The sequence below is a fragment of the Streptosporangium sp. G12 genome, assembly GCF_052983175.1.
The window spans coordinates 67,543-86,949 of the sequence record NZ_JBRIQO010000035.1 but is presented as its reverse complement, the minus strand read 5'-3'; the positions used below and the strand labels follow the sequence as shown (position 1 = coordinate 86,949).

General features: G+C 67.1%; 20 protein-coding genes and 5 pseudogenes. 7 read left to right on the top strand and 18 right to left on the bottom strand.

Features of this window, described 5'->3' with window-relative positions; all coding sequences use genetic code 11:
* Window positions 1-506 precede the first annotated feature (506 nt).
* The 5 genes from ACVCAG_RS39590 to ACVCAG_RS39570 all read right to left on the bottom strand — a co-directional run bounded on the left by ACVCAG_RS39590 (window position 507) and on the right by ACVCAG_RS39570 (window position 2,387).
* Complete coding sequence (locus ACVCAG_RS39590) at window positions 507-818, bottom strand: hypothetical protein (protein WP_440088092.1); 312 nt, start codon at window positions 816-818, stop codon at window positions 507-509.
* Between the two features lie 120 nt (window positions 819-938).
* Window positions 939-1,394 (bottom strand): BP74-related protein, encoded by a 456-nt coding sequence (locus ACVCAG_RS39585; RefSeq protein WP_440088091.1) that lies wholly within the window; start codon window positions 1,392-1,394, stop codon window positions 939-941.
* Window positions 1,395-1,531: 137 nt separating this feature from the next.
* Window positions 1,532-1,972, bottom strand: coding sequence for a SixA phosphatase family protein (locus ACVCAG_RS39580; protein WP_447191345.1), 441 nt, complete (start codon window positions 1,970-1,972; stop codon window positions 1,532-1,534).
* Window positions 1,973-1,983: 11 nt separating this feature from the next.
* Window positions 1,984-2,202: a hypothetical protein gene (locus ACVCAG_RS39575; protein WP_440088087.1), complete on the bottom strand. Its 219-nt coding sequence runs from the start codon at window positions 2,200-2,202 to the stop codon at window positions 1,984-1,986.
* Window positions 2,199-2,387 carry a hypothetical protein gene (locus tag ACVCAG_RS39570; RefSeq protein ID WP_440088086.1) on the bottom strand — a complete coding sequence of 63 codons (189 nt, stop codon included), beginning with the start codon at window positions 2,385-2,387 and terminating at the stop codon, window positions 2,199-2,201. Before ACVCAG_RS39570 ends, ACVCAG_RS39575 begins: the two co-directional genes overlap by 4 nt.
* Before the next feature lie 266 nt (window positions 2,388-2,653).
* On the opposite strand from ACVCAG_RS39570, the gene ACVCAG_RS39565 reads away from it, so the two are divergent.
* Both ACVCAG_RS39565 and ACVCAG_RS39560 read left to right on the top strand, forming a co-directional pair.
* Window positions 2,654-2,794 carry a hypothetical protein gene (locus ACVCAG_RS39565; protein ID WP_447191344.1) on the top strand — a complete coding sequence of 47 codons (141 nt, stop codon included), beginning with the start codon at window positions 2,654-2,656 and terminating at the stop codon, window positions 2,792-2,794.
* On the top strand, window positions 2,791-3,111 hold the full coding sequence (locus ACVCAG_RS39560) for a hypothetical protein (RefSeq protein WP_447191343.1): 321 nt from the start codon (window positions 2,791-2,793) through the stop codon (window positions 3,109-3,111). The genes ACVCAG_RS39565 and ACVCAG_RS39560 overlap by 4 nt, the downstream gene beginning before the upstream one ends.
* A 66-nt stretch (window positions 3,112-3,177) precedes the next feature.
* Here ACVCAG_RS39560 and ACVCAG_RS39555 read toward each other — a convergent pair whose 3' ends face one another.
* From ACVCAG_RS39555 to ACVCAG_RS39545, 3 genes are all read right to left on the bottom strand, one after another.
* Window positions 3,178-3,396, bottom strand: coding sequence for a hypothetical protein (locus tag ACVCAG_RS39555; RefSeq protein ID WP_440088084.1), 219 nt, complete (start codon window positions 3,394-3,396; stop codon window positions 3,178-3,180).
* A gap of 20 nt (window positions 3,397-3,416) precedes the next feature.
* Window positions 3,417-4,493 (bottom strand): sensor histidine kinase, encoded by a 1,077-nt coding sequence (locus ACVCAG_RS39550; protein ID WP_447191342.1) that lies wholly within the window; start codon window positions 4,491-4,493, stop codon window positions 3,417-3,419.
* Window positions 4,494-4,809: 316 nt separating this feature from the next.
* Entirely contained in the window at window positions 4,810-5,205 is a 396-nt protein-coding gene (locus ACVCAG_RS39545; protein ID WP_447191341.1) for a GNAT family N-acetyltransferase, read from the bottom strand.
* Between the two features lie 173 nt (window positions 5,206-5,378).
* Here ACVCAG_RS39545 and ACVCAG_RS39540 point away from each other — a divergent pair.
* Window positions 5,379-6,144 (top strand): annotated as a pseudogene (locus ACVCAG_RS39540) (transposase family protein).
* 110 nt (window positions 6,145-6,254) lie between these two features.
* On the opposite strand, the pseudogene ACVCAG_RS39535 reads toward ACVCAG_RS39540, so the two are convergent.
* The 6 genes and pseudogenes from ACVCAG_RS39535 to ACVCAG_RS39510 all read right to left on the bottom strand — a co-directional run.
* A pseudogene (locus ACVCAG_RS39535) lies at window positions 6,255-6,581 on the bottom strand (ATP-binding cassette domain-containing protein); the annotation flags it as partial.
* Between the two features lie 242 nt (window positions 6,582-6,823).
* The gene (locus tag ACVCAG_RS39530) at window positions 6,824-6,949 is read right to left on the bottom strand and encodes a lasso RiPP family leader peptide-containing protein (RefSeq protein ID WP_440088080.1); all 126 of its coding nucleotides are present in this window, start codon (window positions 6,947-6,949) and stop codon (window positions 6,824-6,826) included.
* The gene (locus ACVCAG_RS39525) at window positions 6,946-7,443 is read right to left on the bottom strand and encodes a lasso peptide biosynthesis B2 protein (RefSeq protein WP_440088078.1); all 498 of its coding nucleotides are present in this window, start codon (window positions 7,441-7,443) and stop codon (window positions 6,946-6,948) included. The genes ACVCAG_RS39530 and ACVCAG_RS39525 overlap by 4 nt, the downstream gene beginning before the upstream one ends.
* Window positions 7,440-7,697, bottom strand: coding sequence for a lasso peptide biosynthesis PqqD family chaperone (locus ACVCAG_RS39520; protein ID WP_440088077.1), 258 nt, complete (start codon window positions 7,695-7,697; stop codon window positions 7,440-7,442). Before ACVCAG_RS39520 ends, ACVCAG_RS39525 begins: the two co-directional genes overlap by 4 nt.
* Before the next feature lie 11 nt (window positions 7,698-7,708).
* The gene (locus tag ACVCAG_RS39515) at window positions 7,709-9,556 is read right to left on the bottom strand and encodes an asparagine synthase-related protein (RefSeq protein WP_440088076.1); all 1,848 of its coding nucleotides are present in this window, start codon (window positions 9,554-9,556) and stop codon (window positions 7,709-7,711) included.
* 1,129 nt (window positions 9,557-10,685) lie between these two features.
* A pseudogene (locus ACVCAG_RS39510) lies at window positions 10,686-10,931 on the bottom strand (transposase); the annotation flags it as partial.
* A 137-nt stretch (window positions 10,932-11,068) separates the two neighbouring features.
* Between ACVCAG_RS39510 and ACVCAG_RS39505 the strand changes: the two are divergent.
* Window positions 11,069-12,865: a DUF4158 domain-containing protein gene (locus ACVCAG_RS39505; RefSeq protein ID WP_447191340.1), complete on the top strand. Its 1,797-nt coding sequence runs from the start codon at window positions 11,069-11,071 to the stop codon at window positions 12,863-12,865.
* Window positions 12,866-13,114: 249 nt separating this feature from the next.
* Here ACVCAG_RS39505 and ACVCAG_RS39500 read toward each other — a convergent pair whose 3' ends face one another.
* The gene (locus tag ACVCAG_RS39500) at window positions 13,115-13,273 is read right to left on the bottom strand and encodes a hypothetical protein (RefSeq protein WP_440088073.1); all 159 of its coding nucleotides are present in this window, start codon (window positions 13,271-13,273) and stop codon (window positions 13,115-13,117) included.
* A gap of 631 nt (window positions 13,274-13,904) precedes the next feature.
* Between ACVCAG_RS39500 and ACVCAG_RS39495 the strand changes: the two genes are divergently transcribed.
* Window positions 13,905-14,705 carry a nuclear transport factor 2 family protein gene (locus ACVCAG_RS39495; RefSeq protein WP_435434059.1) on the top strand — a complete coding sequence of 267 codons (801 nt, stop codon included), beginning with the start codon at window positions 13,905-13,907 and terminating at the stop codon, window positions 14,703-14,705.
* Window positions 14,706-14,867: 162 nt separating this feature from the next.
* Window positions 14,868-15,836 carry a sigma-70 family RNA polymerase sigma factor gene (locus tag ACVCAG_RS39490; protein ID WP_440088071.1) on the top strand — a complete coding sequence of 323 codons (969 nt, stop codon included), beginning with the start codon at window positions 14,868-14,870 and terminating at the stop codon, window positions 15,834-15,836.
* Window positions 15,837-16,432: 596 nt separating this feature from the next.
* Here the strand turns inward: ACVCAG_RS39490 and ACVCAG_RS39485 are convergent.
* The 3 genes and pseudogenes from ACVCAG_RS39485 to ACVCAG_RS39475 all read right to left on the bottom strand — a co-directional run.
* Complete coding sequence (locus tag ACVCAG_RS39485; RefSeq protein ID WP_440088069.1) at window positions 16,433-16,744, bottom strand: DUF4158 domain-containing protein; 312 nt, start codon at window positions 16,742-16,744, stop codon at window positions 16,433-16,435.
* Between the two features lie 130 nt (window positions 16,745-16,874).
* Window positions 16,875-17,105, bottom strand: a pseudogene (locus tag ACVCAG_RS39480) (transposase); the annotation flags it as partial.
* A gap of 6 nt (window positions 17,106-17,111) precedes the next feature.
* A pseudogene (locus tag ACVCAG_RS39475) lies at window positions 17,112-17,315 on the bottom strand (transposase); the annotation flags it as partial.
* Window positions 17,316-18,175: 860 nt separating this feature from the next.
* On the opposite strand from ACVCAG_RS39475, the gene ACVCAG_RS39470 reads away from it, so the two are divergent.
* The gene (locus tag ACVCAG_RS39470) at window positions 18,176-19,399 is read left to right on the top strand and encodes a styrene monooxygenase/indole monooxygenase family protein (RefSeq protein WP_440088067.1); all 1,224 of its coding nucleotides are present in this window, start codon (window positions 18,176-18,178) and stop codon (window positions 19,397-19,399) included.
* Window positions 19,400-19,407: the final 8 nt, after the last annotated feature.

The following is a 19,407-nucleotide window of genomic DNA, read 5'->3' as shown; positions in this document are numbered from 1 at the left end:
GCCGCTCTCCGGTCTCGCGACTCCGCCCGACGCACCAACTCGGCACGCTCGTCCTCAGACAGCGAGATCACCACGGCCGAAGGTCCAGGATGCGACACTCGGAAATGGTAGCAACTTACCCTCTGGACTTGCGGCGCATCATACTAGAGGGCAGGGAGGGTCGGATCGGATGAGGTAACCAGTCTGGAGCCTGCTCGTTTTGGGTGGGGCGCTGCGCTGGGCTAAACGGTGGCTGTCGGCCGGTTCTCCCCGGGGTCTGGGGTGGTCGTCGCGGCCCGAATTATGGCGGTCGGCTCCGCGACCCTCAAGGCCACGAGGTTCTCGCTGCGCTCGCCCCGTGGCCTTGACCGCCGCAATCGCCGACCGCCTTTCGGGCCACCACGACGACCACGCGGCCCGAAACGAGGAAATGAATCTACGTTGTAAAGGGGTGGGAGTGCGCCGTCCCCCGCCCGTCATGGTGTGGGACGGAAGTGAGGCGGGGAACGGCGCGCTCGGTGTCGTCGTTAGGCGCTGAAGCTTCCGGAGGTGGGCGGGACGTGTGAGCCGTAGCCGGGCTTGACGGTCAAGACCGGGGTGAGGCATAGCGGATCGTTGTACACCTGGATGTCACCGTCGGTCTGGTTGTTCAGCTGATGGGCTCCCAGGGGCAGGGTGTGGCAGCCGGTGGGGTCGTTCCAGGTGGTCAGTTCTTGGAATTCGGTGCTGAAGACGACGACCTGGCCGGTGGCGGCCTGGGCGGCAGTGGCGGTGCCCAGTAGGGCGAGGGCGGCGACTGCGCCGGTGAGGACGGCGGCGCTCTTGTGGCGGTACTGCATGCGGTGCTCCTGATGTTTTCCCAGGAAGGGCAGGCCGTGTATCGGCGGTCTGGGGTTGTGGGGTGTCGGCGCCGTGCGGCCGCCCGCGGGCGGGCGGCCGCACGGCCGAGGGCGGGGGCGTTACGGTGCGGGGACCTCGCGGACCAGCTTCGAGGACCAGGGGCACCAGATCAGACCGGGCAGGAACGCGCCGCCCGCCTCGTCCAGGTGGTCTTCGACATAGGGGAGGGTGGCGTCGCACACCTCGATGGCGAAGTCGAAGAAGTCGACCGTGTCGGGGTTGTAATGGAAGCTCCACCGGGGGTTGTAGTCGGCGGGGCTCTTGACGATCCTGCCGAGGACGTGGGGCCTTTCGGTGGTGGCGCCGCTGATCAGGGCCCGGGCGTGCTGGATTTTGGCGGGGTCGGTGAGTTGGAGGACGCCGGTGGAGCGGGTGACGTCGGTGAACTCGAAGTAGGCGGTCTCCGCGGTGGTGGCGCGGTGGGTCGCCTTGGCCTGCTGGGCCTGGGCGGGGGCGGTGAGGGCGAGCGTCGCGACTGCCGCGAGGGCGGCGACCGCAGGAGTGATCCGTCGCATGGGTGTCTCCGTTACGTAGGGGGAATGTATCCGCTGGTGTTGTTCGAGGAGGTTGTCCGCCGGTCAGGTGTGCGGGGTTCAGAAGCCGGTCAGGGTTGCCGCGCCGTGCTCTGCGTCCTTTCAGGGCCCGGTGTAGGTCAGGACGGCGATCGCGGCGGGAAGCCGGAGTGGTTCATCCGGGCCAGCAGGTCGCCTTCGGCCTGGCCGGCCGGGGCGTCGGCGGTGGCGTGGATGGCGGGGTTGCCGCCCAGCACCAGGAGGTCGCCGACGTCGTTGGAGACCTCGGTGATCATGGTGATGAGCTCGCCCAGACCGGCCTCATGCAGCCGATCTTCATAAACGGTCCGGGGACGGTGTGGCAGCTCGGCCGCGATCAGCTTCCGGGTCTCCCGGCCGCGCGTGGCGGTGATGACGAGGGCGAGGTCGGGGGTGATGCCGGATCCGGCCAGCCACCGGCCGGCGAGGGGCGCGTCCTTGCGGTCGCGCTCGGCCAGGGGCCGCTCGTGGTCTTTCTCGTGGCTCACCTCGGCCTTGGCGTGGCGCACCAGGACGATCCGCCGGGGCGTGTCCGTCGTCATCGCCTTCTACCTCACGGGATGAGGATGTTGAAGCGCTCGTCGACGGGCCTGCGGTCGTGGTCGGCGACGACGACCCAGACGGTGTTGGTGCGGTTGCCGCATTCGGCGTGCGGATAGGACTGGGTGGTCACCACGCGGCCCCAGCCCCAAGCGTTGCCGACCGGGACGGTGTTGCGGACGTTGGGCAGCGCGGTGTGCACGCAGTAGACGCCTTGGCGGGCGCGGGTCACGCGATGATCCCGCGTGCGTGCTCGATCGTGCCGTCGCCGTTGATCAGGCCGGCCACGCGGGCGTACTGGGCGTCGGACGGTGCCGGGGCGGCCATCGCCGGGTTCGCCGCCGCGACGGTGAACGCGCAGGCGGCAAGGCCGCCGAGGGCCAGCGCGGCCAGACGCCGTTTGGCGGGGTCGAACATGATGTCCTCCTGAGGTGATCGCCCGGTCAGGGCGTGGTCAACGACCTCCTTATGATTACCGTAAGTAACTCTGAATGTGCAATAGGTAGTCAGGGGTGCTCGAATGGGCCCCATGTCCGGGGTGTCACTACGAGAACAGATGACTCTGCGTGACGACAAAGGCGTTGCGGGGTTTTGCGTTTTTCGCGCCCCTTTGCGTGTGGGCGCTTGAGGCCGACGGTGAGGAAGGACCTGACGGACCCTGCGCGGCGGCGTAGCGTCGAGGTATGGCCGAGGAGCAACAGGACCCGCCGATCTGCGGTACCTGCCTGGACGCGGGCGGCGAATGGATCGACCGCAACGGCAGCGGCCCGAAGCAGAGCGTCTGGGTGGCGTGTACCGCGTGCGCCGGGACGGGGCGGCGATGAGCGACTCGATCACCTGCCCCGAATGCGAGGGCGAAGGCGGCCAACGGCTGGGCCGGCTGCGCATCGCGTGCCGGTTCTGCCACGGCCGGGGCTGGGTCGGCGCCGAGCACGAGCCCGCCGAACCTCCCCCGCCGCCTGCCGAGCCGCCGCCGGCGTGGGAGCACCGCATCTGGTCCGACTCCTCGGCCGCCGCCGTCCTGGGATGCCGCTACTGCCTGGGGTCGCAGACGGTGGCTCACCTGGATACGAGCACCCGCACGCTGGTGATGGCACCCTGCCGATGCCAGACGCCCGGGGACCTGTCGGCGAGCGCGTAGGAAACTGCGGTCATGTTCGGCCCTCAGCTCCGCAGCGCCGCTCCAGGACGTGACGACCGCTGCGCGCTACCGTGGTGATGTTGCACCGCCCGCACTCTGGTCCGGCAGCTGTGCGACCACCGCGACGAACACCTCGGTGCCGATGAGTGCTTTGGCCGCTGGCGGGGCGGTCCGGTAGCGGTCGAGTAGGACGGGTACACCGGCCAGGTACTGGGTGATCTTCCCGTCGACTGCTTTGGCCACGGCGCGGTCCAGTGTCCGGTAGGGGATCGGCTGTTCATGCATCGGCATAACCCTCGGCCGGATCACACGAATGGCAGCTGCGCCGTGATCGTGGTGGGCCCGCCAGCTGGGCTGGTCACGGTGAAACGGCCGTCCAGCGCGGCCACCCGTCGTGCCAGCCCTGACAGACCGTCGCCCGCCGGGTCCGCCCCGCCCACACCATCGTCGTGCACGCACACGACGACCATTGTGTCTTGTTCGCGAACCTCCACGGTGACCGCAGTGGCGCGGGCATGTTTGGCCGCGTTGGTCACCGCCTCGCTGGCCACGAAGTACAACGTTGTCTCCACAGCCACCGACTGGCGAGTAGGCAGCTCGCACACGACCTTGACCGGGATGCTGGAGCGCTCGGCTACGCCGGCCAGCGCGTCGGCGAGCCCGAGCGAGTCCAGCCCTGACGGGTAGATCCGCCAGGCCACCTCGCGGAGCTCGACCAGCGCCTGCTGTGCCTGCTCGTGTAGTTGGGCAAGCAGTTCGGGCCGTCCCCGGCGTGCCCGCCCGGCCAGCATAGCCAACGCCACCAGCCGCTGCTGCGGCCCGTCGTGCAAGTCCCGTTCGATCCGGCGCCGTTCGGCGTCGACGGCTGCCAGCATGCCCGCGCGGCTTTCGGTCAGCTCGGTGATGCGCCGCCGCAGCACCTCGGTGCGGTCGGGGCCGAGCAGGCGCTGTGCAAGCCGCCGCTCCAGCGCGTGCACGCCCACCAAGCCCGACAGGTTCAGAATCAGCAGTACCGTCCCTACCAGAGCTCCGTAGGCTAGCAGCGGCGCGGTCGGCAGCATGCCGTCGAACGGCAGCCCTCTCCCCCACGACCAGGCTAGGACTCCGGCCATCCCGGCGCCCCAGCCCAGCAAGGTGACGACAAAGCCGCCGAGGACACCGATCGGCACTCTGACCGCCAGGTAACGCGCCTCCCGCCCGTCTCCGCGAGCCGCATCGAGCCCCAGGGCGGCGGGGTCGAGCCGCAGGCGGCGGGCGTCAAGCACGGCCAGCCGCCGGGCTGTCTCCCGCACGGCGCTACGGCGGGCGAATGGCAGTGCCAGCAGGAGAAAGACGAGGTCAAGCAGGGCGGTGAAAGTTCCGAGGATCACCGCCCCCAGCAAGTGAAGTCCCTTAGCCATGGAGCACGATCACCAGATCCGCATCCGGCGCTCCGAGGGTCTCCAGCAGTTGAATTAGACAGTTCATCATGCCTCGAAGCTATGGGGGTCACTCTAGGTTGAGAATGAGGCGCATGGCCGTTTCGAGGGTGTGGAAAACCACAGGTTCGGGCGGACGGGTGCCTTATTCCGCCGGATGAAAGACTCGGCCTACGGTTCCTGGTCTTTTCGGAAGATTGAGCCCATTTCATCCTGACGACACAGATCGCAGGGCTGCCGCGGATCCCGAGCCGGAAAGCGGCTGCCGTGTCGTGCTTGCTTACAGAGCGATGAGGCCGGCATGCGTCGGCTGAAACCCGCAGGCCCCGAAGTAGAAGTCCCTCACGTCATCATCGAAGTCGACGTGGAGCCATTCACACTTGGCTGCGCGAGCCTCTCTGACGGCGACGGCGATGAGTTCGGTCCCGACACCGTGCCGCCGGGCTCTTCCCGTCACGAGGGTGTCGAGGATGAAGGCATGGGCGGCGCCGTCCCATGCCACGTTGACGAAGCCGACGAGCTCGCCGTCCTCCGTTGCGCAGACCCATCCGAGGCTGTGCCGGTTGACCTGAGCCCACCAGTCATCCCTCAGGGGCGCATGGCCGAAGCCCTCTGCGTGCAGGGCGTTGATCGCCGTATTGCCGAAGTGGCCGCGCCACTCGTATGCAATGGTCACGGAGCGACCGTAGGAAGAGACCTGCGCCATCGGCAATGAGTTTTCGGTGATCACGTCCCAACCCGGCAGCGCAGGTCGCGGGCCCGGTGCGGACCGCCGGACGTGATGCCGAAATAGAAAGCCTCTGGTAGAAGGGTTGTCGACCAAGATCAACCATCACGCCAGAGGCTCGTGTGCTGTTCTATCGTGCTGCGCTGCCGTTGTCACCCCGGACCTTGACCTACCTCGCCGGCGTGATCCGCCGTCACCGAGCCGCGATCAACTCGGCCTGGCGCAGACTCAACCCCGGCCGACAAGCCCTGCTTGTCTTGGTCTACCTGCGCAAAGGTGAGACGTTTGCTGAGATAGCCGCAGGGTTCGGCATCGGTACGGCCACCGCCTGGCGCTACGTCCGCGAGACCGTCGCCCTGCTCGCCCAACGCTCACCCACCCTCGATCAGGCACTGCGGACGGCCAAACGCGCCGGATATGCCTTCGTCGTGCTGGACGGCACGCTCATCCCCATCGACCGGGTGGCCGCCGACCGGCCCTACTACTCCGGTAAACACAAGATGCACGGCATGAACATCCAGGTTCTCGCCGCCCCGGAACGGCACTCCGCTCTGGACTTCCGGTTCCCTACCCGGTTCGGTCCACGATCTCAAGGCGATCCGAATCTGGGGTCTCATCCGCCAACTACACGCCAGCGGACTCATCGCCTTGGCCGACAAGGCTTACGTCGGTGCAGGTCAACGCGTGCTGGTGCCGTACAAGGGCCGAGGCAAACCCCAGTCACAGAAGACGGCCAACTCCGCCCACGCCAAGCTCCGCGGCCCCGGCGAGCGAGCGAATGCCGTGCTGAAAACCTGGCGCATCCTGCGGAAACTCCGGTGCTGCCCTCTTCGCGCAGGCCAGTTGGTCAAAGCCATCCTCACCCTTCAAATGCGCGAAGCAGGATGAAAAACGTTCATTGTGCGGCGTCCCACGGCGGTTAGCGATCCTGCTCCTCGACGGTGTTGATCTGCGCAAACGCTCTACTTTGCGGCCGGTGACAAGGACCCGAGCGGAGGGCCGAGATGGACGAGCAGTTCACGGACCCGCCACCGTCGGTGGTCCCGCCAGGACTGCAACACCACGCCCAGTCGCGCGTGCCACGCCTCGTTGCCGTGGTCCGGGTCGGCGCCCAGCACGTGGACCCGGCCGGCGAAGCGTCTCCGAAAGCCTTCCAGAATCTCGATCCTAGTGGTCTTGCCCGCTCCGTTCGGCCCGAGCAGGGCCACCGCCTCGCCCTGGTACACCCGCAGATCCACCCCGTGCAAGACATCGGTGCTGCCGTACCGCATCCGCAGCCCCGAGGTTTCTATGACCGCCGGACCCGCTTTGCTTGCGGTGCTCATTGTGCGCCCTCTCCGTCGTGAACGGGCTCGGTGTGGAGCGGAAGCGGCCGCTCCACACCGAGCGAGTTTTCCGACATGGTCGAGAGGGCGACGATCGGAGAATCTGCCTTACGAAGTCGCCCACTCCGGTTGCCACTGGAGCTGTAAATTCGGCGGTGACAACGGTTCAGCCGTTCAGCGGGTACAGGTGATCAAGCAGGTGAACGGCCGTGGCTCGATCGCCGGTTTCGGCACCGAGGTCGTCAGGTCCAGATAAAAACATCAAAGAGCGGCAGGCCCTCACTAGTCTGAAAAGGAAAAAACCATCCGGTTGCTTCGGCGAAGTCGCCCAGCTCAGTGACGGCCGGGGCCTCGTACTTCGTGTTCATCTTGTGACACCTTTCTTCTCGATGGTCGTTTTCTGGTCCGACGCCGCTCCGTCACGGCTTGACCGAGACGGTGGCGCCGCGTCTGCGGGCACGGTGAAGAACGTTCGGAGGTACGTGTTGTCCACGGGTTCGTCGACCACCTGACCGTCGGCCTCGACCCAGGCGTGTGCGGCGAATGGGGGAGTGGCGACCACGCCGACACACCAGGTCGGCCAGGTGCCGCGTGACCGGCACAGCAGCAGTACCGAGATCGAGCGGACAAGGCACGCCGAGCGCCCTCGGCAGCGTGGGCTTGCCGTGAGGATCTGATCCCGTGCTAGTTTGGCCTCCGCATAGCTCGCCGGGCGGGCTCCCGCCACCAGCCTGCCGAACAACCGGCGCAGTCGTTTCGGTGGCTTGCGGCTGAGGACCCTAGCGGCGGGAATGACAAGCCCGATGAGAAGCCTGTTGGGCAGGGAAATCCGTGTCGGGGCGTCCGGAATCACATAGCTCATTCCAGAACTCCCAGCTTCCGCAAGTGATCCAACAGCATCTCGACATCGGAACGCGCCGTGCTGTGGTCTATGTTGAATTCTGCCGCGAGCCGTTCGGCTGCTTCGTCGGTGTCGCCCCCGCGTTCGAAGGTGTCGAGCACGAGGGAGGCGCTCGGATTCGTGTGGAAGTAGCGTCCGGTGGTTTCATCGAGAAGCACGTCGCCGTAGTCGGTGTGCACTCGCGACATCCCGTCTCTGATGGAGAAGGTTGCCATCGCTGTTCCCCTCAGGCCGTCTTGGTTCCGTAGGCTTCCTGGTCGCGGGTCTGGTTGCGCAGGAACAGCGCCGTGAAGAGGGCTGGTGTGAAGTGTGCCGGTGGCATGGCCTTCGGGTCCGGCCGGGTCGTCTCGACCAGCTTGGCCATGTCGATCAACCCTAGAGCTGGCAAGCCTGAACTTTCGCAGAGCGTGAGGAGCTCCTCGTAGTGGGCGCTGAAGCCACGCACCGCCTGCGCCGCTCCGCCGACCTTCGAGGAACGGCGCAGAAACTCGTCCGGCAGCAGACCCCGCATAGCGGCCTTCATCAACGGCTTCCACTCCAGCGGGGACACCCGTTCCTCGCGTCGTACGGTCAGGACGGCCTCGGCGACCTGGTCATCGAACAGTGGAGCGTCGTGGGCGACGCCGGCGCGATGGCCGAGCTGGTGGAAACCGCGTACCACCGGAGCGGCGTCCCTCAGCATGGACAGCTCCATGTGAGCAGCCCGGTCGGGCCCGAGAGGCTCGGCCGTGCTGGCGATGTCGCGGAGTTTCACGATGAGCGCGTCGCGGGCGTGGACGGACAGCCACGGCGGCAACTCCAGCGCAGGCGACCAGTCACTGATGCGTGGCAGCTCGAGAGACTGCGTACCCTCGAGCGCGGTTGTGATGATCCCCTGCAGCCACGAACGGTATGAGCCGCTGGTCAGCAACTCGCGTAGGGTGTCGCGGATCCGCAAGCCTTCGGATAAGTGCAGCGCTCGCGCCCTGCGCCAAGCCAGCAGTGGCCGAGTGCGGAACAGGGAGTGCTCGTAGGACGCCATACCGCGCAGCAGATGGTCGCCCCCGAGCCCGTTGAGATGGGTGGTGATTCCCCGGGCGGCATCGTCCCAGAGATAGCCTGTGACCCGTGGCCCTGTCATCGCGGCCTGGCTGGGTACGTCCAGTCGATCGCGCATGTCCAGGAGCCCGCCGAAGAAGTCGGGCATGTCATCGCTCGACTCCACGACGTGCTCTCGCACCCCCGGCATGCTTGGCAGAGCCGTGCGCGCCCACTCGAGATCCTGCATCCCGCCAGGGTCCGGCCAGTACGTCGTCCTGGCGAGGACCCCACCAGCGCCTCGCGCCGCGAAGTAACATAGCGGCGTGCTGTCCATTCCGCCAGAGAGGTCGCAGGCGACCAGGCCTCCCGACTCGGTGCGAGCCTGGACCGCCGCCTCCATCGCCGCTCGCAGGTGCCGCGCACCCTCGGCCCGGGACAACATCGGCTCGGGGCGCCGCCACCACGTGCCGGTGGTCCAACCACGGCCGTCGCGGTCCACTGTGACGTAGTCCTCCGGCGCGACTAGACGCAGTCCTTGCCACAGCGGGGTTTCCCCGAACGGGTGGGGCAGTGACAGCATCAGCCGTAGCGCCAGCGCGATCTCGTCTATCGGCAACCCGCCAAGCTCGGCCAGCACGTCCGCCCGGTCGGAGACCACCCGCACGCCGTCGACCAGCGCGTGGAAGACGCGGCGTGTGCCTATGGCCGAGCCCTGGGCGTAGACCAGGCCTCCCAACGAGCCGACGACGCAGTAGTTGCCAGCGAACCGAGCGGAGACTCCCGTCATGTCGCCCACTGATCGGAGATCGTCGCTCACTCGGCCGAGTTGTGCGGTGGTGACGGCGGTCGAGCCGACCAGCGCCAGCCGATGAGGGCCGGCGTCATGCACCACGACCTGGGCTGGAGGCAGGGATCCGAGTAGCCACGGGCGGCCCGACGGGTGATTCGCAAGCACATTGAAGGCCGACTCCACCCGATCCGCCACCGACCTGGCCGCGTCGTTGTCAGGCAGCGCCAGAAAAGACCACGTGTCTGTCGCGACCGTCAGATGCACGGCATCTTCCCCACGTACCGGTGGCTAGGAGTTCCGGTCATTTTGGTTTCTCCTAGGGTCTGCGGAATGAGAGATTCGGCGTCGCCTGAAAGCGATGCCGATGTCCCGTACGGATTCCGGCATTGCACCAATGCTGCATTCTCCCTCGAGATTTGATCATGCGCTCCAAATATTGCATGATCGGCCATTTAGATGTCAATAAGCATCTTGTTGGGTTATGTTCCAATTCGCGTGAAGCGATCACGTAGTCTCGCTAGAGGTGAGATGATCTTGGTTTGTGAGGTGCCCAAGAGCTTCCGGACAACTCGTCAATGGGGTGACCGGAAGGAAGCAGTAGTCGAACGTGCCCTTGAAGCAGCAGCAGACCTGGCATCGCCGCAGCGATAACCGCTACCATCTGCCAGGCTCTATAGCCGATCGGAAGCGGTTGCGACAGACTGCGGCGCATACGCCGTCACCCTCCGAACAAGTCGGCGCGAGAGCCAACTGCTCCCGCGTTACCCCAGCCCGCCACCAACGGGGTCGACGGTTCGGAGCGCGTATCAAGCAAACGATCAAAAATTAACCATAGAACCTTTGCGGATGCAATATGTGCAAGTGTGGATAAGTAGGGTGAAAATTTCGGGTTTGAAAATGTGACATATCGAACCTGTAGCCTTACGTTGACACTCGGTTGCCAAAGGGGGTGAGCCGAAAAGATCACGCAGAGAAAGGGGTCCTGACTCTTGGTGCACTCCGGGCGCCCCACTTCTGCGCTTCTTTAAAAACGCAGCTCATATCCCGTAGGGCATAGTGGCGTCCAAGAAAACGCGACGAAAAGGCGACGGAGGGCGAGCCGGACCCGGGGCTTTTGGGATGCCTCAAAGTCGGCGCGGATCACCTGTTGCGGGGGGAAGATCGCGTCGGCCAGGCCAAGGTTCGATGTGATTTGGAACACTGAACCTTTTTCATCCCGCCGAGGACCGCTGTCCGATCACAGTATGATCGAGAACCTGGCGTTCGCCTGACGAAGCAAGAGAGCCCCTGGTAGACGGGTTGATCACCACAACCATCACCGTCACAACCAGGAGCGGTCACGTCCAGCGAAGTGGTGTATGAGTTGATCTTCGCGTGATCCTGTTTCTGCAGGTTAAGCGGTAAGTGTCTGCGGAATGGGATTGTGCTGCGGTGTGTCGTCGACGATGACGCGCATCCGGGTCTTGGCCAGCACGTCCAGTCCCATGTAGCGGCGGGCCTCGGTCCACTCATCACTCTGCTCGGCCAAAACCGCACCGACGAGGCGGACGATCGAGCCGCGGTCGGGGAAGATCCCCGCCACGTCGTTGCGGCGGCGGATCTCCTTGTTCAACCGCTCTTGAGGATTGTTCGACCAGATGGGGTCCCCGTAGCAAACAGCGAAAATCCAACGGATATAGCTCTGAACTGCGGTTACTGAGGTTTTTAGGACGGTTGTTGATCTCTTCGGCTACGGTTCGTCGTGGTTCGTGTGTTCTGTGACGTCCGGGGTGGTTGATGTCGACGCGGTTCCTGTCTGATGAGCAGTTGGAGCGTCTACGGTCGTTCCCTGACATTGGGCGTGAGGAGCTGAACAAGTACTTCACGTTGACGCCGCGTGAGCACGGGTTCCTGGACGGACCGGGCCGCGGTCCAGAGGCCAGATTGGGGCTGGCCGTTCAGCTCTGTACGTTGCCCTGGCTCGGCTATATCCCCGATGACCTCCTGGAGATTCCGCAGGTGGCGTTGCTGCGGTTGGCGGGCCAGATGGCGGTGTTCCCCGGGATGCTGGAGGCATACGACCGGTCGACGCGGAAGCGGCCTCAGACCCGTAGCGATCACCTGAAGCTGGTGATGAAGTACCTGACGTGGAAGAACCCCAAGCCGGGCAGTATCCAGTGGGAGGAACTGGAGCAGTTCCTCCTGGACCGGGCAATGGAGCACGACACCCCGAGTCTGTTGTTCCAGCAGGCGGTGGAGCACCTGCAGGCTGCCCAGGTGGTGCGGCCTGGTGCGGTCACGCTGATGGAGTTGGTGACCGCCGCCCGGAACGCGGCGGCAAAGCTGACCACCCAGAAGGTCGGGCATCTGCTCACCAGGCCGATGCGGTCGGACCTAGACCGGCTGCTCGTGGAGGACCTGGAGATCGGGACGTCCAGGCTGCGATGGCTGACGACGCCGGCGGCGGAGGCGTCCGCCCCGGCGATCGGGGTGTCGATCGACAAGCTGATGTACCTGCGGGCGATGGACGCCCACCAGCTCGATTTGTCGATGCTGCCCCGGGAGCGGCGCCGATTCCTGGCCACGGTGGCTCGCCGTTCCACGGTACAGGGCCTGAAACGGCGGGAGGAGCGCCGCTATCCGATCTTGCTAGCCCTGGTGGCCCAGTCTGCGGTCGACCAGCTGGACGAGGTCATCGCGTTGTTCGACCAGGCGGTATCGGCCCGGGAGTCCCACGCGAAGGCCAAGACGGACGAGGCACTCGCCGAGCGGGCCAAGAAGGGCGAGGCCCGCCAGTTGCTGATGGGTGTGATCCTGCCGGTCTTGGTCGACCCGGGCATCGACGACGACCAGGTCGGCGGGATCCTGCGGGAGCGGATCGGGATGGATAAGCTCCGCGAGGTCTCGGCGATCAACTGGAAGCCGCTCCCTCGCGACCACGGCCGCCTTGCCGCGCTGGAGGCCTCCTACACCTACCTGCGCCGCTTCACCCCGAAGGTGCTGTCCACGGTCGACTTCCACGGCGGGCCTGGCGCCCAGGACCTGATGACCGCGTTGAGGATGTTGAAGGAGTTGAACCGGACCGGCGGCCGGAAGGTCCCGGCCGGGGCGCCGACGTCGTTCGTGCCGGCCAGGTACGCCGACTACCTCGCCAAGGCCCGCAAGGCGGGAGACGACACGGCGTTTCGGCACTACTGGGAGCTGTGCGTGGTTCTCGCCCTGCGCGACGGCTTGCGGTCAGGGGATGTGTTCGTCCCGGGCTCGCGCCGGTACGCCGATCCCGGGACGTACCTGTTCACGCCGGAGCAGTGGGAGGGCAAGCGGGCGGAGTTCTGCCAGCTCGTCCGCAAGCCCGCAGGCGTGGGCGAGGCGATCGACCACGTCAAGGAAGAGTTTCACCAGGCCCTCGAAACACCAACCCGGGCTCACCGTTCCGTTCCTACCAGACCCCATAGTCCAGGGTCGGTGAGGTCGCCGCGTGCCGCGTGGATCCACTCCGTCCAAGCCGCACATCACAACGCCACCGGCCCACCGGCGAATCCTGACCTGCGAAAACGCTCTTATGAGGCGCATCGGAGCGGAAAGTCACGGTAAGCCGCTCAACTCAGCTCTGCTACCGGGACTTTTCGTTCCGATGCTCGTCATGCCCCTAGGCGTACTTGGCGAGCTGGTAGAGCAGTTCGGCCTTGGTCCGGTCGCTTTGGGGCCTGCCATCGGGGGCTGGGTGGAGTCTAGGAGGTGTCCACGAGGACGGTAACCCGAGATCACCACCTCCCCGCCGAGCCGGGCGACCAGCTCCCGGCTGGGCCGGACCCCGGCCCAGCCGGCGAGGATGGTGGCCGACTAGATCGTGCCGGTCGCCTGGTTGATCGGTCCCGGGATGCCCGCCACGGTCCGCCGCACCGAACCGGCCGGGACCCCCGCCCGGTCCAGCATCTCGATGACCAGGACCGCCGCCCGGTCGAGGGCCTTGCTCGCCGAGGCGTCCACGTCGAGAAGCACCGTCCTCTCGGCGACGATCTCCTGCGCGGTCGAGGCGAGCGCCGCCGAGATGTGCCGGTGCCCGAAGTCGATTCCGACGAGGTGCCCCGGAAGACGACGCGGCGACAGGGGTCGGTAAGAATCGTGTCACCAGGCCCAAACGAGCACGTTCGCCCAGCTCAGCCGGGCTGAGTGCACAGAACAGAACGTGCCTTCTGTAGGTCGGCGCCCTTCACTGACGAGGCACTGAGCAGGCATAACGCCAACGCATGTACCTGGTTGCACCAGTCTTGCGTCGCCGCAGCTCCCCCGCGAAGGGCTGGACAGCCCTCGTCCTCGTCCGCGGGAAGCGTCCACGGACGACCGCGCCACCGTGCAGACGCGCGAGATCATCCGTGGACGATCGCACAGCGGTAAGGGAATGGGAGCGCGGTGTGTTTCTGGCGTATTCCGGCCGCCCCCGTGGTGGAACCAGGGGGTCGTCATCAGCGCGGCAGCCGTCGTAGCCGAGCAGGGTGGCGAACACCGCGCGCGGCTCGGCCAGGTCGCGGCGCGGACCGAGCTGTCGTTGCGAACCAGCTGGCGGGGCGATGAGTTTCCAGATCGTCGTGGGTTGTAGTGCTGACGGACGTACCAACCCGAAGGGATGCCCATGTCCACCGATGAAGAGCAGATCCGAACCTTGATCGAGCGCTGGGCCCAGGCGGTCCACGATGGCGACCTGGAAAGGGTCGTCGCCGACCATAGCGAGGACATCGTGATGTTCGACGTGCCGCCGCCACATGAGGGGGTGCGCGGTGTCGAGGCTTACCGGAAATCGTGGCCGCCGTTCCTCCGGTGGCAGGCGCAAGGAGCCTTGTTCGAGATCGTGTCGCTGGACGTCACCGCCGGCGACGACGTCGCCTTCGCCCAGGCCCTGCTGCGCTGCGGCATGCCCGACGACGACCCGGACCGCCGGCTGCGGCTGACCCTCGGCCTGCGCAAGGAGGGCGGCCGCTGGGTCGTCACCCACGAACACCACTCGTTCCCGATCACGGATGTGGGAGCGGCCGAGCAAGAGGTGCGGCTGGTGCACCAACGGTGGTTCGAGGCCAGCGCGGTCAAGGACCTAGACCACATGATGGCCGCCATCGCCCGCGACGTCGTCTCGTACGAGCATGAGGCGCCGCTACAGTACGAGGGCGTGACGGCGGTGCGCCAGGTCTGCGCACGCGGCCTTGAGGCGTCCGCCGAAGTGAGCTGGGACGTCCCCGACCTGAAGGTCCTGGTCAGGGAGGACCTCGCGGTCGCCTGGGGGCTCAACCGGATCCGCAACAACCAGGACTTCGAAACCTGGTCACGCGGGACCCGGGTGTTCGAACGGCGAGGCGGCACGTGGGTGATGATCCATCAGCACGTCTCCTTCCCGTTCGACCCACGCACCGGCGAGGCGAAGACCGACCTGCGCCCGTAACCCCGATCGTGAGGGAAGGCCCGGCCGCCTCGTGAGCACAGCGTGCCCGGAGGCGACCAGCCGCCCCCCGCCCGCCGTAGCGCCGCCCCGTTGTGCCTGGCCCAGGCCGCCGATCGCCGGCTGCCGCGGGCCAGGCCCTTGGCAGATCACGAGGACAGACACATGTGCGCAGGCAGTACTCAGGAAACGCTGCTGGAGGCGGCGCGAGCGGGAGACCCCATCGCCTTCGAACATCTGGTGGATCCCTACCGGGCCGAGTTGCGCGCCCACTGCTACCGCATGCTCGGCTCGGTACACGACGCTGAGGACATGCTCCAGGAAGCCCTGATCCGCGCGTGGCGCGGACTGGCCCGCTTCGACAACCGCGGCCCGGTGCGCCCGTGGCTGTACAAGATCTGCACGAACAGGTGCCTGACGCTGCTCGAACAGCGCCACCGCCGAGAGCTGCCGACCGACCTCACCCCGGGCACCGCACCGATGGCCGAGACGGTCTGGCTCGAACCTTACCCCGGCGCGGCCACGCAAAGTCCCGAGGCCCGGTCCGTGGCGCGGGAGGGCGTTGAGCTGGCCTTCGTCGCCGCGCTGCAGCACTTGATGCCCCGCCAGCGTGCGGTCCTGGTGCTCCGGGAGGTTCTGCAATTCTCCGCGGCCGAGACCGCGGACCTGCTGGACACCACGGTCACGTCGGTTAACAGCGGACTGCAGCGGGCCCGCGCCGTCGTCGGTGACCGCCTTCCGGAGCCGGGCAGGTCGGTGGATGAGGGCGAGGTCCGCAAGGTTGCCGCGCGATACGCGAGCGCGTGGGAGCTCGGCGATGTTGATGCCATCGTGTCCATGCTGACCGAGGACGCCAAGTACTCCATGCCGCCGCAGCCCGAATGGTTCCAGGGCCGTGCCGCGATCCGGGCGTTCCTGCTGAACGGGCCGTTGACCAGGCGCTGGCGTATGCTTCCCACGCGGGCGAACGGGCAACTGGCCTTTGGCACGTACATGTGGGACGCCGGCCGGGCGGCATACACGTCGGCCGGGCTGGACGTGCTCACGCTACGGGGCACGAGGATCGCCGAGGTGGTTTCGTTCCTCACCGCGGACCTGCCGCGATTCGGCCTACCGAGCGAGCTCGTGGACTGATCCGCCCCGAAGCGCCTGCCGGTCGGCGCGGTCATCGGCGATAGCCGCCGCAGCGCGGTTGCGAACTGAACGTCAGGTGATCCTGACAGGCAGTATGAAGGCGTGCCCGCGAGCGACCATCTCGACCTCGGCGACAAAGTCGCGTCGATCACCGGTGCGCTGGCCGCGATCGCCGCCCTCCTCATCAGCCTCTCCTCGCGCGCCCCGGACCGCCGCCCGCGCCCGCACGGCCGCCGATCACCCCTGGGGGCGGCGCTCCTGGCAGCCGCCGTGAAAGCCTGGGCGAGTTGTGCGCTTGCCACACCAGTGGATGTTACGCCCGGGTCGGCGAGGAGATGAACGAGGCCGCGGTGGGCCACAGCCCCGAGCCGGCTCCCGTGAGCGCTGCGGCGGCAGCTCGAACAGCGAGCAGGGCTGAAAGCAGTGCCTCTGACACGGTCGGCATCCGGTGCGGCATGTTCCCCCATGGCGACAGCCTGCGGCGTATTCACCGGGCGGCCGGTCACGTACGTGTTGCGACTCTCGGCCGGGCGGGGTGAGGTTTCCCGGTTACCATCCCGAAACCTCACCCCAGAAACTCGAAAGCCCTGACGTGTCTACCGAACCGGGGCAACTCCAACCCGGTCGTACTGCTCAAGCATCCCGGGGAACACCGCCATCTGGCCCGCCAAGCGCAGCAGCGCCGCCTGCGGGATCCCCAGGAGGTCGTCGGGGATGTAACCGAGCCACGGCAGCGTGCACAGCTGAACGGCCAGCCCCAGCCGAGCCTCCGGACCCCGGCCTGGCGCGTCCAGGAACCCATGCTCGCGCGGCGTCAACGTGAAGTACTTGTTCAGCTCCTCGCGTCCGATGTCCGGGAACGACCGCAGACGCTCCAACTGCTCATCCGACAGGAACCGCGTCGACATCAACCACCCCGTACGTCACGGAACACACGAACCATGACGAACCGTAGTTGAGGAGATCAACAACCGTCCCGAAAACCCGAGTAACCGCAGGTAAGACTCATATCCGTTGGATTTCCGCTGTTTGCTACGGGGACCCCCAGATCTGCCGCCAGATCTCCCGGGGGAAGGCGGCGAAGGCCAGGAGTTCTTCGCGGGCGGCGTCCAAGTGCTCGCACGCGGCCGGATACTTGGCCTCCAGCGCGTCGATCACCCAGGTGTGCTGAGCCCGCACCGCTTCACTGGTGGGCTGGTCGAAGATGGTGCGCACCAAGGTCGCCACCCACGGCTGCGCCGATTTGAGGACGGTGGTCAGCTTCTCACGCAGCTCCGCGTTCTCCCGCTCCAGCTCCCGGATCCGCGCCCGCTCCGGCCCGGGAACCAGCCGCTGCTCGTCGTGGGTGCTCACGATCCGATGCCGGTTCACCCAGCTGCCCAGAGTGCTGGCGTTGATGTCGAACTCCCGCGCCACCGACGCGACCGTCCGCTCGCCCTCCAGCACCATGCGGACGGCTTCTTCCTTGAAACACCTCAATGCGACACAGGGGAAGTGTGCGGTGACGTTCCGCTCAAATGGTCAGGTCTCCGGCCCGCCCGGGCAAGCCTGCTCTCGGACCGTGCTCGACGGCGCTCATTTCGTACGGGTCGCGGCATGTCCGGATGTGGACGCGGGCGAGAGCCTTGCCGCGAGCCGCTACTCCCCGGATAACCCCGGATGGGGCAGGGCCAACGCCGGAAAAACTTCCCGGATAAGAAGCAGCGGGAGCCCGAAGGGCGACCTCGAGCGCCAACGACAAGATCAACGGTGGTGGCGACGGCTAGGCCGGCAACCTGGTCGACGACTGGGATGGTCGCCCGGTCGACAACCGCATTGCTGATTGGGGTGGCGCCGGAGCCGGCAACGTGGGAGCGATCCGGCCCGGCCTGGAGCCGGGATCGGTGGCGACCGCCGCGGAAGTGGCGCTGGCCGCGTTCGGCACGCACCTCGATCGGTGCGCCTTGGCGAAGAACACGGTGACTGCTCACCGGCGCCGGGCACTGGCCTACCGCGACCGGTTGCCCGCACGCGAACGCGTTCGTCGACCTGGTCGGTGCCGAAGAATGCCAACGCCTGAGTGTTTTCGTCGTCCTCGGCCTCGCGGCGTCCCGTGACGACTCCGCGGGCGGGGCTTGTGGCGCATCCGTGACGACTTCGGGGCGACTTCGCGGCGACTCCGGGAAGGGGCCCGGGGAGATCCGCGCCAGATGGATGGAACCCGCGCTGAGCGGATGGCACGGGCGGCGGCGTCCGTCGTACCTTTTCACCAGGCGCCGCTCGATCGTTCCCCCGCTTCCTCGAAGCCTCCTCAAGGCTTCCCCGAAGCCTTCGGATCCTCTTTGAAAGGACACGTCACCATGCGCAGAATCCTCGTCGTCGGCGCCGGTCAGGCGGGCCTCCACCTCGCCCTCGGCCTGCTGCGGAACGGCTACGACGTCACCGTCGTCTCCAACCGGACCCCGGAGGACATCCGGGGCGGCCGGGTCATGTCCAGCCAGGCCATGTTCGGCACCGCCCTCGGCCACGAGCGTGACCTCGGCCTGGATCTGTGGGCGGACGGCTGCCCGCCGATCGACGGGATCCAGTTCGCGGTGGCCGGGCCCGGCGGTGACCCGGCGATCCGCTGGGCCGCGCGGCTCGACACCCCCGCCCGCTCGGTCGACCAGCGGTTGAAGATGCCCGCCTGGATGGCCGAGGTGGAGCGGCTCGGCGGGAAGATCGTCATCCACGACGCGACCGTGGAGGATCTGGAGGACTACGCCGCCCAGTACGACCTGGTCCTGGTCGCGGCGGGCAAGGGGCCGATCGCCTCGCTCTTCGAGCGGGACGCGCCGCGCTCGCCGTACCGCGCCCCGCAGCGGGCCCTCGCCCTCACCTACGTCAACGGCCTCGCGCCGCGGCCCGACTACTCCGCGGTGTGCTTCAACGTGATCCCCGGGGTCGGCGAGTACTTCGTGTTCCCCGCCCTCACCGTCACCGGCCCCTGCGAGATCATGGTGTTCGAGGGTGTCCCCGGCGGGCCGATGGACTGCTGGGCCGATGCCGGCACCCCGGCCGAGCACCTGGCCATGAGCAGGCGGATCCTGGAGACGTTCCTGCCGTGGGAGGCCGAGCGCGCCGCGGGCGTCGAGCTCACCGACGAGGGCGGCGTCCTGTCCGGCCGCTTCACCCCGGTCGTGCGCAGGCCGGTGGCGACGCTGCCGTCGGGCGCCCAGGTCCTGGGCGTGGCGGACGTGGTCGTGCTCAACGACCCGATCACCGGGCAGGGCTCCAACAACGCCGCCAAGTGCGCGGCCTCCTACCTGTCCGCCATCCTCGAGCGCGGCGAGCGGCCGTACGACGCGGCGTGGATGGAGCGGGTCTTCGAGCGCTACTGGCTGGACGCCCGGCACGTGACCACCTGGACGAACGCGCTCCTCGCGCCCCCGCCGCCGCACGTGCTGGAGATCCTCGGCGCCGCGGGCGGGCTGCCCGAGGTGGCCTCCCGCTTCGTCAACGGCTTCGACGACCCGTCCGACTACGCCGGCTGGTTCCTGGACCCGGCCGGCGCGGCCGAGTACCTGGCCCGGGCCGGGAAGTGAGGGGACGT